We start from the raw sequence: 12,636 nt of genomic DNA on the forward strand, positions 1-12,636 counted from the left end.
CGGGCGAAAGAACCCCCGCCGCGAGCAAGTCAGACCGACGGGATCGGGCGGTTGTCCTTGACCCGGAACAGGTTCACCTTGCGGCGCTCCTCCTGCGGGGAGAGGCCGAAGCTTTCGCGGTAGTGCTGCGACAGGGTGGAGGAAGTGGCGTAGCCCACCGCATTGGCGATTGCGGTGATCGAGTCGCGGGAATACATCACCAGCTGCCGCGCCGCATTCATCCTGAGGGTGCGGTAATAGAGCGCCGGGCTCTGCCCGGTGGCGGCCTTGAAGCTGCGCTCCAGCTGCCGCGGCGAGAGGCCGATCTGCACCGCCGCCTCGCGGATCGGCACCGGGTGTTCGAGGTTCGCCGCAAACAACTCCACTGCGCGCGCCACCGGCGGCGGCAGGCTGTCGGCGGTGCTGTCGGTCTTGAAGGCGGGAATCTTCTGACGCACCCCTTCGGAGCGCACCAGGGGATGCTGGAACCAGCAGGCGACCTCTGTCATTACGGCGTCGCCCAAGGCGTCTTCGATCAGGATCAGCGCCAGATCGAACATCGCGGTGGCGCCGCTCACGGTGTAGCGCCGGCGATCGCGCACGATCACGTCGTCCAGCGTGGCCAGGGTTGGAAACTCCGAGGTGAAGGCCGCCTTGTAGCACCAGTGGACCGAGCAGCTGTGCCCGTCCAGAAGGCCCGAGCGCGCAAGCGGGAACACCCCGCCCGAGACCGCGCCCAGCGTGGCGCCATGCCGCTCCAGATGGCGCAGCTTGCCGTTGGAACCCTTGGGGTCCCGGAACTTGCCCTGCGGGCCGGAGAGCAGGAACAGCGTGTCGATGCCGTCTGCCGCATCCAGCGCGCAGTCGGGCTGGAAGGCGACATTCGCAGAGGCAGTGACGCTTTCGCCGGTTTCCGAGATCACCCGCCAGCGGAAAGTCTCACTGCCGGCGATTTCGTTGGCAGCGCGCAGAGGTTCGATGGCCGAAGTCAGGCAGGCCATTGGAAAGCCGGGGAAAATCAGGAAGCCAAGGGTCATGGACTGGTCGCGTTTCATGCTGTTGATCGTAGCGCGCAAAAACGGGTTTGCACAGGGTCATGCGGCCCCCGTGCCGCATTGGGCGCGGCACGGGAGTGCGGGCTCAGTTCTGCAGGTAGGCCTCCAGAGAATCGTCGAGGGCATCTTTCCAGGGCGTGTGGTGCACCGGCGCCATGGTGCCCGTGATGACCGATTTGTAGGAGTTGTTGCGGAAGGCCATGATGTCTTCGGCCTTGTGGCCCTTCCACTCGTAGAAGGCCTGGCAGGCGCCGGCGACATCGAAGGTCGGGTAGTCGGTCTCCTCGATCAGCTCCAGCACGTAGTCGCCCTGGTATTTGATCGCGTATTTGACGTCGCCGGAGGCTTCCTCGCGCGTTTCGCGTTCTTTCACGTCGGCGAGCAGAACCTCCTTTTCCGCTGGGATCTCGATCTTGCCCATGATCGCGTCGCGCACCCACCAGGCCTGGGCGTCGAACATATTGAAGGTGAACCACTGGTCCTGCATGCCGAGGTAGAACATCTTGGGGTTATGGGCAAAGACCACGCCCTTATACAGGTCGGCGGTGGCCAGGCGGTTGGCGGTCTTCAGGCGCAGATCGTCCGGGAGGAAGCTGAAGTAGTGCTTGTAGCCGGTGCAAAGGATGATCGCGTCGACCTCTTTCTGGGTGCCGTCGACGAAAGTGGCGGTGTTACCGCTGACCGATTCCAGCGCCGGTTTTTCTTCCCAGTTGTCCGGCCACTTGAAGCCCATCGGCGCCGAGCGGTAGGAGGAGGTGACGGATTTGCAGCCGTATTTCCAGCACTGCGAGCCGATGTCTTCGGCGGAGTAGGAGGCGCCGAGGATCAGAATGTCCTTGTCCTTGAACTCACGGGCGTCGCGGAAGTCGTGGGCATGCAGCACCCGGCCGTTGAAGGTGTCGAACCCGGGGTAGAACGGCACGTTCGGGGTCGAGAAATGGCCTGAGGCGCAGATCACGTGGTCGAACTCTTCCTTGTAGGTGCTGTCCTTGGAATGGTCGTGCACCGTGACGGTGAAATTTTCCTTGTCCGCGTTGTATTCGACCCAGCGGATGGCAGAGTTGAAGCGGATCCATTTGCGCACATCGGCCTTCTGCACCCGGCCTTCGATGTAGTCGAACAGAACCGCGCGCGGCGGGTAGGATGCAATCTGCTTGCCGAAATGCTCTTCGAAAGAATAGTCGGCAAACTCCAGGCCTTCCTTGGGGCCGTTCGACCACAGGTAGCGGTACATGGAGCAGTGCACCGGCTCGCCGTTTTCATCGAGACCGGTGCGCCAGGTGTAGTTCCACAAGCCGCCCCAGTTGTCCTGCTTCTCGAAGCAGACCAGTTCGGGAATCTCCTCGCCCTTGCTGGCGGCGGATTGGAAGGCGCGCAGCTGCGCCAGCCCGGAAGGGCCTGCGCCGATAATGGCGACTCGTTTCTTGGTCATGGTTGTCTCCCTATTGGTATGGACCAATGTTTGCATTTGGTTCTTTTGGTCTGATCCAAATAGGCCAAAGCTACCCGCGTGAGTCAATAGAATTTCCTTCCAGGAAAGATTTTCACCTGCAATTGCTCTGGCAGCGGCGGAAATTGCTGCTAGGATTTCGCCATGGGACCATCAAGCTTTGCACATCAGCTGGCCGCGCGCGCCGCTCTGCCCCGGCTCTCCGTCGGGATGCGGGAACCGGTCAACATCGGGTTTCTGGGGCCCCTATCCGGGCCGGTGGAGAGCTGGGGGCGGCCCGGGCTCAACGGCTGCCGGATCTGGGAGGACGGGCTGAACCGCGCAGGCGGGCTGCTGATTGGCGGGCGCCGCTACCCGGTGCGCATCCATGCCTATGACTGCGGCTACGACCCCGAGCGCGCCCGCGACGGCGCGGTGGAGCTGGTGCAGAAACACGGCGTCACTATGATGCTGATGCTGGGCGGCGACACCTTCGCGCCGGTCCGTGATTTCCTGATGCGCAACAAGGTCCTGACTTCGACCCTGCTGCCTACCGACCTTTCGCCCGACACCCCCTATCTGATCGCGCCGAGCGAGGCGCATCCGATCCAGAATGTGACTGGCGTCGCCTGGCTGGCGGAGCACCGGCCGGAACTGAAAACCGTGGCGCTGTGCAGTCAGACCGACCTCCTGGGCTTGCCCGCGCAGGCGGTCTACCGCGCTGCCTTCAAGGCCGCCGGGCACGAGATTCTGCAGGAGGTGCAATACGATCCGGCCGCCACCGATCCGGAGCCGGTGGTCGATCCGATGCTGGCCTCGGGGGCGGATATCCTGTGCTGGGCATCCTCCTATACGCCGATGGTGCATGCGATGACCGAATATGCCCATGCCAAGGGCTTCACCGGCCAGATCCTCAGCTGCACGATGGACGGCTACGAACGGCTGGTGCAGCGCACCTCGGAAGAGTTTATGGAGGGCGTTCTATTCCAGTTCCCGGATTTCGACGATCCGCTTCTGCGCGAGAAGGCCTTCTTCTTCAACCGCCCGCAAGTGTTCTTCGAGGAGTACAACCGCCGTTTCCCCGGCAGCTGGTCGGCGGTGAGCTGGGAATATGTGGCGATCCTCGACATTTGGCACAGCGCGGTGGAGAAGGCGGGCTCGGTGCAGCCGCCCTCGGTGCTGGCGGCGATGAAGCAGCTGGGCCACGTGACCCATGCCTTCGGCGCCGCGGAATGGTGGGGGGAGGATATCTTCGGCATTTCCAACGCGCTGGTCGGCGACTGGCCGGTGGTCACCATTGAGGAGGGCAAGGCGCGTATTGTGGCGTTCGGATCGATCCCCGGCTGGCTGGCCAAGCATTCGGCGCTGCTCAAGTCCGAGATGGAGGCACTTGGCCAGCTTTGGCATCAGCGGCTGGAGAATGGCGCGCCGGGCAGCGAGGTGGGGTCCCGGGCGGTGCAGTTCTGACTGTTGTGGCGTGATCAGGCGTCCTGCAGCAGCAGCTTCTGCTCGTCGATCAGGTGCAGCTTGATGAATTCCACCGCTGATTCCACGTCGCGCGAGGCGATCGCGTTGAACAGCGTGTTGTAGCGCTTCTGGTACTCCTGGATGCGCTGCGGGGTCAGGTGGCGGCGGCGCAGCGCGGTGCGGTAGGACAGGCGGCAGGCCTCGATCGTCAGCTCGTAGCAGGAGGTCAGCAGCGGGTTCCCGGTGCCCTCGGCGATCTTGCGGTAGAGATCCTCCTCCGCTTCGATGAATTCGCCGGGATCTGTGCGCACCGCTTCAACCCGGGCAAGGATCTGGTCCAGTTCTTCGATCTGGCGCGGGGTCATGTTGATCACGGCGAGCCGCACCATTTCCGGCTCCAGGATGCCGCGCACCACCAGGTGGTCGAGGGGCGAAGTCTCCCGCGCCAGCGTGGAATAGGGTGCCTCGGGTTTGGGGTCGGAGCGGTATTTCACGAAACTGCCGGAACCCGGGCGGCGGTGGATCACGTTCTGCCCGGCAAGCACGTCCAGAGCCTCACGCACGGTATTGCGCGCAACCCCCAGTTCCGCGGCCAGCGTGCGCTCCGATGGCAGCCGGGTGTCGATTGGGTAGGTGCCAGCCTTGATGCGGGCAAACAAAGTGTCGATCACGACTTGAACCGTGGCCCCCACCGAATGGGAGCTGAGAATCTGCGACGTGGTGTCATCCGCTGGGGTCATTGATCCGCTTTCCGGGGGCCGGGGCAGGGGAGAATCCCCAAGGGCACGGCGTTGCAACAGGGCCTTTGGATACCGGTTTCACCGGGGCCTGTGCAAGTGCAGGGCCCCGGATTACTGCTGCCGTGGGTTGTATCCTGCGGCTCTGCGGCCCCGGCCAGGCAGGAATTGGTTCTTTTTTGGTTCATCCTGGCGCCGAATTGAGAGCTCTCTAACATGCTGATTATACGTGAATTACTCCATTCCTTCTACCCGCTTGCCTGCGCGATGGGCATATTGGTGCAACTTTCGGCGCCGATGGGAAAGAAAATTTCTTGGAGGTGAACCAATTGGCTGTTAGCTTGATCCGGGATGGGGCCAATTATTGAGAATTGGTTCAGAAGGGGCGCGATAACCGCCCCCGTCCGCCAGCGGCGGCCCGTCTGCAAGAGCGCACCGCCACGGCAAACGGCGGGTTCAACATGGGAGAACGAAATGATTTCCAGAATTGCGAAATCGGGGCTGAGCCGGCGGATGTTCCTGAAATCCACCGCCGCCACCGCGGTTAGTGCCGGGCTGCCCGGCGCCAGCCTCGCCGCCGGGGGCACCATCAAGATTGGCTTCCTTGCGCCGCTGACCGGCGCGGTGGCGGCCTGGGGAAAGCCTGGACTTGACGGCTGCCAGATCTGGGCAGAGCGGGTCAACGCCGCCGGCGGCATCAGGCTGGCGGACGGCAGCTACCCGGTCGAGCTGGTTGCCTATGACAACGAATACGACCCGGCCAAGGCCCGCACCGGCGCCACCAAGCTGATCCGCGAGGACGGCGTGAGCTTTATCATGATGCTGGGGGGCGACACCTGGCCCGGAGTGCAGCCGGTCGCCGACAAAACCGGCATGCTGTTCTCCACCCTGCTGCCCTCGGACCTGTCGCCTGATACCAATACGCTGATCGCGCCGGCCGAGGTGCATCCGATCTACAACGTCACCGGCGTGGAATGGCTGGCCGAGAACAAGCCGGAGTTGAAGACTGCGGTGATGTGCGCGCAGGACGACGCGCTGGGGCTGCCCTCGGTTGCCACCTACCTGGCGGCGTTCGAGGCAGCGGGCATCGAGATGCTGGACGAGCCGCTGCTGTTCGACCCGGCTACTACGGATTTCGCGCCGGTCGTGACACGGCTGATCAGCAAGGATCCGGATATCGTCTGCCTCGACACCTGTTACAGCGACTATGTGCACCCGATCGCCGAGCAGCTGTTCCAGCAGGGGTTCAAGGGGCAGATCATTTCCTGCACTGCGGATTTCTATGACCAGATGATTGCCAAGACTTCGGAGGAGTTCATGGAAGGGTTCGTCTTCCAGTTCCCGGATTTCGATGACCCGGCGCTGAACGGCGGCAATATCAACTTCACCGACCCGAACGGCTTCTATGCCGAGTTCAACAAGCGCCATCCGGGACAGTGGGGCGCGGTGAGCTGGGAATATGCCTCGATTATGGACCTCTGGAAGGCCGCGGCGGAGAAGGCCGGTTCGGCCAGTCCGGATGCGGTGGCGGCCGCCATGAAAGACGGCAAGGGCAAGCACGCCTTTGGCGATGCGGAATGGTGGGGCACCGAGCTGTTCGGTATCGACAACGCGCTGGTCGGCGACTGGCCGGTGGTCGCGATCGAGAAGGGCAAGGCGAGGATCAAGGACTTCCGCTCGATCCCCGACTGGTATGCCAAGCATGGCGACCTGCTGGTCAAGCACATGAAGGCGTATGACCAGATGTGGGACCAGCGCGGCTGACGGGCAGCGCATCCTGTAGCGGCGCGGGGCAAACCGCGCCGCGGACCACCAGAACAAAAGAGACAATCCGATGCTGGAGCTTTTGGCGCAGACCGGCCTCAACGCCGTGTATGCTGCGAGCTATATTTCCCTTGTCGCCGTAGGGCTTGTGCTGATCTTTGGGGTCATGGGGGTGATCAACTTCGCCCATGGCGAACTGTTCATGGCGGGCGCCTACGCTGTCGTGGCGCTTTATGCCGATCTGAATGTGCCCTTCTTCGTCGCCGTCGCCGCCGGGCTGCTGTTCGTGGGCTGCCTCGGCCTTCTGATGGAGCGCGCGCTGTTCCGGCCGCTGAAGAACAATCCGCTGGGCGGGCTGGTCGCCTCAATCGGCTTTCTGATGATCCTCCAGGCGCTGGCGGTGATGGGCTTTGGTGTGCGGATGGAGCATATCCCGCCGGTCACCCAGGAAGTCATTGCGTTTTCGGACAAGGTCCGGCTTCCGGTGGCGCGGCTTTACGTGATCGTGGCCGCCGTGGTGCTGCTGTCGGCGCTTTGGTACTTTCTGAAGCGGACCAAATTCGGCTGGGCCCTGCGCGCCTCCGCCCAGGACCCGGAAGCGGCGGCGCTGCAGGGGATTTCGATCACTCAGACCGCGCGCATCGCGATGTTCATCGGCGCCGGACTGGCTGGGATCGCCGGGGCGCTTACCGCGCCCTTGGTGTCGGTCAACCCGCACATGGGGCATTCGGTGATCGTCACCGCCTTCATCGTCATCATCGTCGGCGGCGTCGGCTCGCTTGAGGGCGCCATCGTCGCCTCCGCCGCCTATGCACTGGTGCATACCTTCGTGACCACCTTCTGGGACGGCGTCCTGGCTGACATCGTGGGCCTGTCGCTCATGCTTGTTGTGCTGATCGTGAAGCCGGCGGGCCTGTTTGGGAGAATGGACCGTGCCTAAATTGCTGATCTGGATCGCGGCCCTCGCCGCGCTGGTTGCCCTGCCGCATGGGCTGAGCTTCTCGCAGCAGGAAATCCTGGTGTTCCTCACCATCAACGTGCTCTTGGTGGCGAGCTACCGGCTGCTCACGCTCACCGGGGAGTGGTCGCTGGGCCACGTGGTGATCATGGGGGTGGGCGCCTATACTTCGGCGCTCCTGACCAAGAAGCTGGGCGTTTACGTTCCCGTCTCGATGCTGCTCGGCGGGGCTGCCGCCGCGCTGATCGCAGTGCTCCTGTCCTTCCCGCTGTTCCGGATGAAAGGGTTTTATTTCCTGATCGGATCCTTCGCCGCGGGGGAAATCATCCGCCTCCTGTGGAAGCGCTTCCGCGATCCCTTTGGCGGCGCCAAGGGGATCAAGGGGATCGACCCGATGCCGGACTTCTCGCTTGGCTTTTACCAGTTCGATTTCTTCGAACCCACGTCCTACTACTACTTCGCCGGCGCCGTCGTGGCCGTCTGCCTCTGGATCCTGTGGCGGATCGAGAAATCGCCCGTCGGTCTCACCTTCCACGCAGTGCATTGGCAGGACAAGCTGGCGCAGGCCTCGGGCGTGAATGTGCGGGCTTACCGGACGCTGGCCTTCGCCATCGCTTCCGGCTTTGCCGGTATCTCGGGCGGGCTGCTGGCGCATTATGTCGGCACCATCAACCCCAGCGCCTTCGACATCGACCTCATGGTTTATGTGCTGACCTGGGCCATCGTCGGCGGCACCGCAACCTTCTACGGCCCTATCCTCGGCTGTGTGGTGCTGACGGTGCTGAACGAGATCGTGCTGCGTGAGCTCGGACTCGAGCAGATGCGGCCGCTGGTCTACGGCGCCATTATGATCCTGTCGATCCTGTTCCTGCCCAATGGCTTGGAGAGCATCGTGCAGAAACTCACCCCAAGACGTGCCCCAGACGGCGCGCCGGAACGGAGCCCGGCAGAATGACGGATTTTCTCGAAGTTAAGGGCCTTACCATGCGATTTGGCGGGCTGACCGCGGTTGACGGGCTTTCCTTCAAGGTGGCGCATGGTTCGATCCATGGGCTGATTGGCCCCAACGGGGCGGGCAAGACCACGACGTTCAACATGATATCCGGCTTCTACACGCCGACCGCGGGGCAGGTGCTGCTTAGGGGCGAGGACATCTCCGGCCTGCAGATGCACGAGGTCGCCCGGCGCGGGGTGGTGCGGACATTTCAGCATTCGACGCTCTTTGCCGAGCTGACGGTGCTGGAGAACGCGCTGGTCGGAACCCACATGCCATTCCGCCCCAATATCTTTGCCGCGATCATCGGCTGGGACCGGGAGGACCGCAGCGGTGCTGAGGCGCGGGCCAAGGAGGCGCTGGAGTTCTTCGGCCTGGATCACGTGATGCACGAGCGGGCGGGCGATCTGTCGCACGGCCACCAGCGGGCGCTCGGCATGGCGGTGGCTTATGCCAGCCACCCGGATGTGATCCTGCTTGACGAGCCATTCACCGGCATGAACCCGGAAGAGACCCGGCAGATGATGGACCTGATGCTGAGGCTCAAGGCGGACGGCATCACACTGTTGCTGGTCGAGCATGACATGCAGGCGATCATGGGGCTGTGCGACCGTATCACCTGTATGAGCTTCGGCAAGTTCCTGGCCGAGGGCGGGCCGCAGGAAATCCGCAACCATCCGGCGGTAATCGAGGCCTATCTGGGAGGCGCGCGCCATGTTGCTTGAGATGAAGAGCATCGCTGTGAACTACGGCAAGATCAACGCGATCCGGAACATTTCAGTGGCGGTGCCGGAGGGCAAGATTGTCACCATCATCGGCGGCAACGGCGCCGGTAAGACCACTACCCTCCGGGCAATGTCGGGGATGCTGCCGATCACCGCAGGGGAGATCACTTTCGAAGGCAAACGCATTGACCATCTGCCCGCGCATAAGGTGGCCGCGCATGGCATCGCCCATGTGCCGGAGGGCCGCCGCATCTTCCCGGATATGACGGTGGAGGAAAACCTGCGCACCGGCGCATTCCTGCGCAAGGACCGGGAGGCGGTGGAGGATGACCTCGAGGGCGTCTTCACCCGCTTCCCCCGCCTGCGCGAGCGCCGCACCCAGCGCGCGCAGACCATGTCGGGCGGCGAGCAGCAGATGCTGGCGATTGGCCGCGCCCTGATGTCCCGGCCTCGGCTCCTGCTGATGGACGAGCCTTCGATGGGGCTGGCGCCGGTAATCGTCGAGGAGATCGCCCGCATCATCGAGGAGATCAACGCCAAGGGGCTCTCGGTGGTGCTGGTGGAGCAGAATGCCGAGCTGGCGCTGGAACTGGCCGATTACGCCTATGTGCTGGAAACTGGAAACGCAGCGATGGAAGGGCCTGCGCATGAGTTGCATGGAAACGAACACGTCCGGGCGGCCTATCTGGGGCTTTAGGCGCGACGCAGAGATGCGCACGGCGCGTGAAGCGGGCTGGCTGCGCCGGGACCTGCTGTGGGAGCGGCTGATGGAAGCCGGTTTGGCCGCCGCCGCCCGTGGTGCGGCAGGGGCGGCGCGCCGACGCTTCCGGCTGGCCCATCTTCTGGCTTGCGCGGGGTTTGCACCGGATGATCTGCGCCGGGCCTCCGCCGCGGCCAATCTGGCGATCCTGCACATGGCGGCCGGCCGGGCGGGCCGGGCCGAACGGTATCAGGCGCAGGCACTTGCGGTCTGGCGCGGGGCCGAGGATCAGGTGGCAGCGATGGCAGTGGCACCGCGCAGCCGTTCCTCGCTGTTTCACTTGCGGATGGAGGCGCTGCACCGCGACACTTACCACGCCAACCTGCGTACCCGCGTTCTCCGCATTACGTCCGAAGCTGAAGAGACCCTGCGGAGCCTCACCGCGCCGCTGCCCCCGGCGCACCGCCACGCCGCCCGCTGGCGCGGCGAAAAGCCCGCGGTCTTCGATGGTACCCGCAAGGTTCTGGGCGCGAGCCTGCTGATCCTCGACCGCTGAGCGCGGCGTCCAAGAGGGGCCGGCGAAGCCCGGGGCCTGTACTGCGGCGTTTCGCGCTCGCGGCTCGGCTGCCGGCGGCACAAGGAGGGGATGGGAGAGGCAGGGCGTTGCTCGGCCAGCCTGGCTGCCGTAGCGGCAGGGGTTGGGGGATTTGCGTAATGGCAGTAAAATAAGTTTCGCGAGGATCGTTGCGCCGGGAGCCGCTCCCGTGTATCAGCCGCAGCGCTCTTGTCACAGGCCGGAAACAAGGAAAAATAGACGTGGCGAAACTGAAAGAAGACTCCGACGCAGTGGCGAACCCGCTTTCCCAAGACCCGCACCGGGTGCGCGAAGGCGCCGAGAAGGTGCTCGAAGTGGCGATCGGCCGCGAGGTGCGCTCGTTCCGCCGCCAGCAGGGCATAACCGTGGCCGACCTCGCCAATCTCACCGGCCTGTCGATTGGCATGCTGTCGAAGATCGAGAACGGCAATACCTCGCCCTCGCTGACCACGCTGCAGCTTCTGGCCAATGCTCTCAGCGTGCCGATCACATCCTTCTTCCGCCGTTTCGAGGAATCCCGCGAGGCGGTGCACACCAAGTCGGGCGAAGGCGTCGCCATCGAGCGCGCAGGCACCCGGGCAGGGCATCAGTACCAGCTCCTCGGCCATATCGGGGCCAATGCCTCGGGCGTGATGGTGGAGCCTTACATGATCACGCTGACAGAGGAATCGGACATCTTCCCCACCTTCCAGCACGACGGGATCGAGATGCTCTACATGCTGGAGGGCGAAGTGGACTACCGGCACGGCGACAAGGTGTTCAAGCTGAAGCCGGGCGATACGCTGTTCTTCGATGCCGACGCCCCGCACGGTCCGGAAGGCCTGGTGAAACTTCCCGCCCGCTACCTGTCGGTCATCTCCTACCCGCAGTCGAACTGACCCGTTCCTCCCGCCCGGGCCGGAACATTCTAAGAATGCCCCTCTCCGGTTGGGCCGCGCGCCGCGCTGCGCGCGACGCGCTTGCGTTCTGCGGCAGGGGTTCGGGCGGGCGGCCACAGTGCGCGCAAGCGCGCTGCCCGGCCCAACCCGGCACAGGGGGCAGGCGCAGCCTGGCGTCTGCCGCCGGGGCGGGAGCCGTTCCCTCACCCTGTACCCCGCGGCAAAAAGCTGCCGGTGGCGGAATGCGCACCGGCAGGTCAGAGGTCCCGGCCGGGGAAAAGGGGCCGGGGCTGGCAAGGGCGGCCGGCTTCAATCGTCGGGCCAGATGCCGTCCGAGGTCGGGCTGCCGTCGTCATATTGCGACAGCCATTCCACCATCAGCGGCCGGTTTGCGATGAAACCCTTATAGGTCGCGAGCTCTTCGGGCAGATCGCGGATCACCCGGTGCAGGCGGCGGCCCCATTTCGGCACCTTGACCAGATCGTTGAAGCTGATCAGGTAGCAGCGGATCGGGAACACCAGCGCGTTCGACCGCGGCAGCCGGAAGAAGGTCTGCAGTTCGACCCGCAGGTGCTGTTTGGCGCCGATGTTCTCCATCGTGAGCCCCTGCTTCATCTCGCCCCATTTGTGATAGTTCTCAGGCGAGGTGTCGAGCAGCGGGTTGACCGTCATTGTCCAGTTCAGGCGCCGCGCGGGCTGGCCCTGCTGGATGTTCAAGAGGAATTTCAGCGCGCGCACGAAGATGCCCATCTCATGCGCCTTCGGCACCGGGGCGTGCCATTCGAAGAAGTTCATGCCGATGTCGAAATCCAGCGACCAGTCCGCCTGGGTGGTGACCATGCCGGCGTCCATCCACAGGTTGTCGTCGCGCTGGTCGAGCAGCGCAAAGTCGCCTTGGGTCTGGCGGGTGATGTATTCCATCGGCCCGTAGGGCAGGGTGCTGTCATCAAGGAAGGTGAAGGTGTCGTCGATGCCCAGCGGCTTGTTGATCCAGCGCCAGCGGTTTCCGTCCTTGTGCAGTTCGAACAGGTCCGGGTATTCGGCGGCCTTGGCCTCCATGATCAGCTCGACCAGGTCCCAGCCCGCCAGGGTCATGTGCGGCAGCGACTGGCACCGCAGCGGATCATCGGCCAGCACCCGGGCGCGGTCCTTCATTTCCGAGACATAGTGCTCGTCCACGTCGAAGGTCCGTTCGAACACCGAGCCGGGCCGGTAGGACTTATGCGGCTCCATGTTGACGGAGTACATGTAGCTGTCTTCGTGGAACGGGAAGGGGAAGCGTTTGATCGCCCAGTCCGAGTTCCTGAAGGTGAAGTCGCCGTAGAAGGTTTCGTCGTTGAATTGAATGGTCATGT

General features: G+C 63.9%; 12 protein-coding genes. 8 read left to right on the forward strand and 4 right to left on the reverse strand.

From position 1 onward, the window contains the following. Positions 1 to 29 precede the first annotated feature (29 nt). Together ACOHWE_RS07570 and ACOHWE_RS07575 are read right to left on the reverse strand one after the other, a co-directional pair. The gene (locus tag ACOHWE_RS07570; protein ID WP_420665380.1) at positions 30 to 1,034 is read right to left on the reverse strand and encodes a GlxA family transcriptional regulator; all 1,005 of its coding nucleotides are present in this window, start codon (positions 1,032 to 1,034) and stop codon (positions 30 to 32) included. An 85-nt stretch (positions 1,035 to 1,119) separates the two neighbouring features. Then, positions 1,120 to 2,466, reverse strand: coding sequence for an NAD(P)-binding domain-containing protein (locus ACOHWE_RS07575; protein ID WP_420665381.1), 1,347 nt, complete (start codon positions 2,464 to 2,466; stop codon positions 1,120 to 1,122). A gap of 162 nt (positions 2,467 to 2,628) precedes the next feature. On the opposite strand from ACOHWE_RS07575, the gene ACOHWE_RS07580 reads away from it, so the two are divergent. Next, on the forward strand, positions 2,629 to 3,930 hold the full coding sequence (locus tag ACOHWE_RS07580) for an ABC transporter substrate-binding protein (protein WP_420665383.1): 1,302 nt from the start codon (positions 2,629 to 2,631) through the stop codon (positions 3,928 to 3,930). A 14-nt stretch (positions 3,931 to 3,944) separates the two neighbouring features. On the opposite strand, the gene ACOHWE_RS07585 is transcribed toward ACOHWE_RS07580, so the two are convergent. Beyond that, a complete protein-coding gene (locus ACOHWE_RS07585; protein WP_420665384.1) occupies positions 3,945 to 4,670 on the reverse strand; it encodes a FadR/GntR family transcriptional regulator in 726 nt (241 codons plus the stop codon). Positions 4,671 to 5,141: 471 nt separating this feature from the next. On the opposite strand from ACOHWE_RS07585, the gene ACOHWE_RS07590 reads away from it, so the two are divergent. The 7 genes from ACOHWE_RS07590 to ACOHWE_RS07620 all read left to right on the forward strand — a co-directional run bounded on the left by ACOHWE_RS07590 (position 5,142) and on the right by ACOHWE_RS07620 (position 11,281). Then, positions 5,142 to 6,431, forward strand: a complete 1,290-nt coding sequence (locus ACOHWE_RS07590) for an ABC transporter substrate-binding protein (RefSeq protein ID WP_420665385.1) — start codon at positions 5,142 to 5,144, stop codon at positions 6,429 to 6,431. 70 nt (positions 6,432 to 6,501) lie between these two features. Then, positions 6,502 to 7,371 (forward strand): branched-chain amino acid ABC transporter permease, encoded by an 870-nt coding sequence (locus ACOHWE_RS07595; RefSeq protein ID WP_420665386.1) that lies wholly within the window; start codon positions 6,502 to 6,504, stop codon positions 7,369 to 7,371. Then, complete coding sequence (locus tag ACOHWE_RS07600) at positions 7,364 to 8,344, forward strand: branched-chain amino acid ABC transporter permease (RefSeq protein WP_420665388.1); 981 nt, start codon at positions 7,364 to 7,366, stop codon at positions 8,342 to 8,344. The genes ACOHWE_RS07595 and ACOHWE_RS07600 overlap by 8 nt, the downstream gene beginning before the upstream one ends. Then, positions 8,341 to 9,108: an ABC transporter ATP-binding protein gene (locus ACOHWE_RS07605; RefSeq protein ID WP_420665389.1), complete on the forward strand. Its 768-nt coding sequence runs from the start codon at positions 8,341 to 8,343 to the stop codon at positions 9,106 to 9,108. Before ACOHWE_RS07600 ends, ACOHWE_RS07605 begins: the two co-directional genes overlap by 4 nt. Further along, complete coding sequence (locus tag ACOHWE_RS07610; RefSeq protein ID WP_420665390.1) at positions 9,098 to 9,805, forward strand: ABC transporter ATP-binding protein; 708 nt, start codon at positions 9,098 to 9,100, stop codon at positions 9,803 to 9,805. Before ACOHWE_RS07605 ends, ACOHWE_RS07610 begins: the two co-directional genes overlap by 11 nt. A gap of 13 nt (positions 9,806 to 9,818) precedes the next feature. After that, positions 9,819 to 10,364 carry a tetratricopeptide repeat-containing protein gene (locus ACOHWE_RS07615; protein ID WP_420665392.1) on the forward strand — a complete coding sequence of 182 codons (546 nt, stop codon included), beginning with the start codon at positions 9,819 to 9,821 and terminating at the stop codon, positions 10,362 to 10,364. 260 nt (positions 10,365 to 10,624) lie between these two features. Next, entirely contained in the window at positions 10,625 to 11,281 is a 657-nt protein-coding gene (locus tag ACOHWE_RS07620; RefSeq protein ID WP_420665394.1) for a helix-turn-helix domain-containing protein, read from the forward strand. A 309-nt stretch (positions 11,282 to 11,590) separates the two neighbouring features. On the opposite strand, the gene ACOHWE_RS07625 is transcribed toward ACOHWE_RS07620, so the two are convergent. After that, entirely contained in the window at positions 11,591 to 12,634 is a 1,044-nt protein-coding gene (locus ACOHWE_RS07625) for a heme-dependent oxidative N-demethylase family protein (protein ID WP_420665395.1), read from the reverse strand. Between the last annotated feature and the right edge of the window lie 2 nt (positions 12,635 to 12,636).

Source organism: Cribrihabitans neustonicus (assembly GCF_048820895.1).
Taxonomy (GTDB): Bacteria; Pseudomonadota; Alphaproteobacteria; order Rhodobacterales; family Rhodobacteraceae; genus Cribrihabitans_A; species Cribrihabitans_A neustonicus.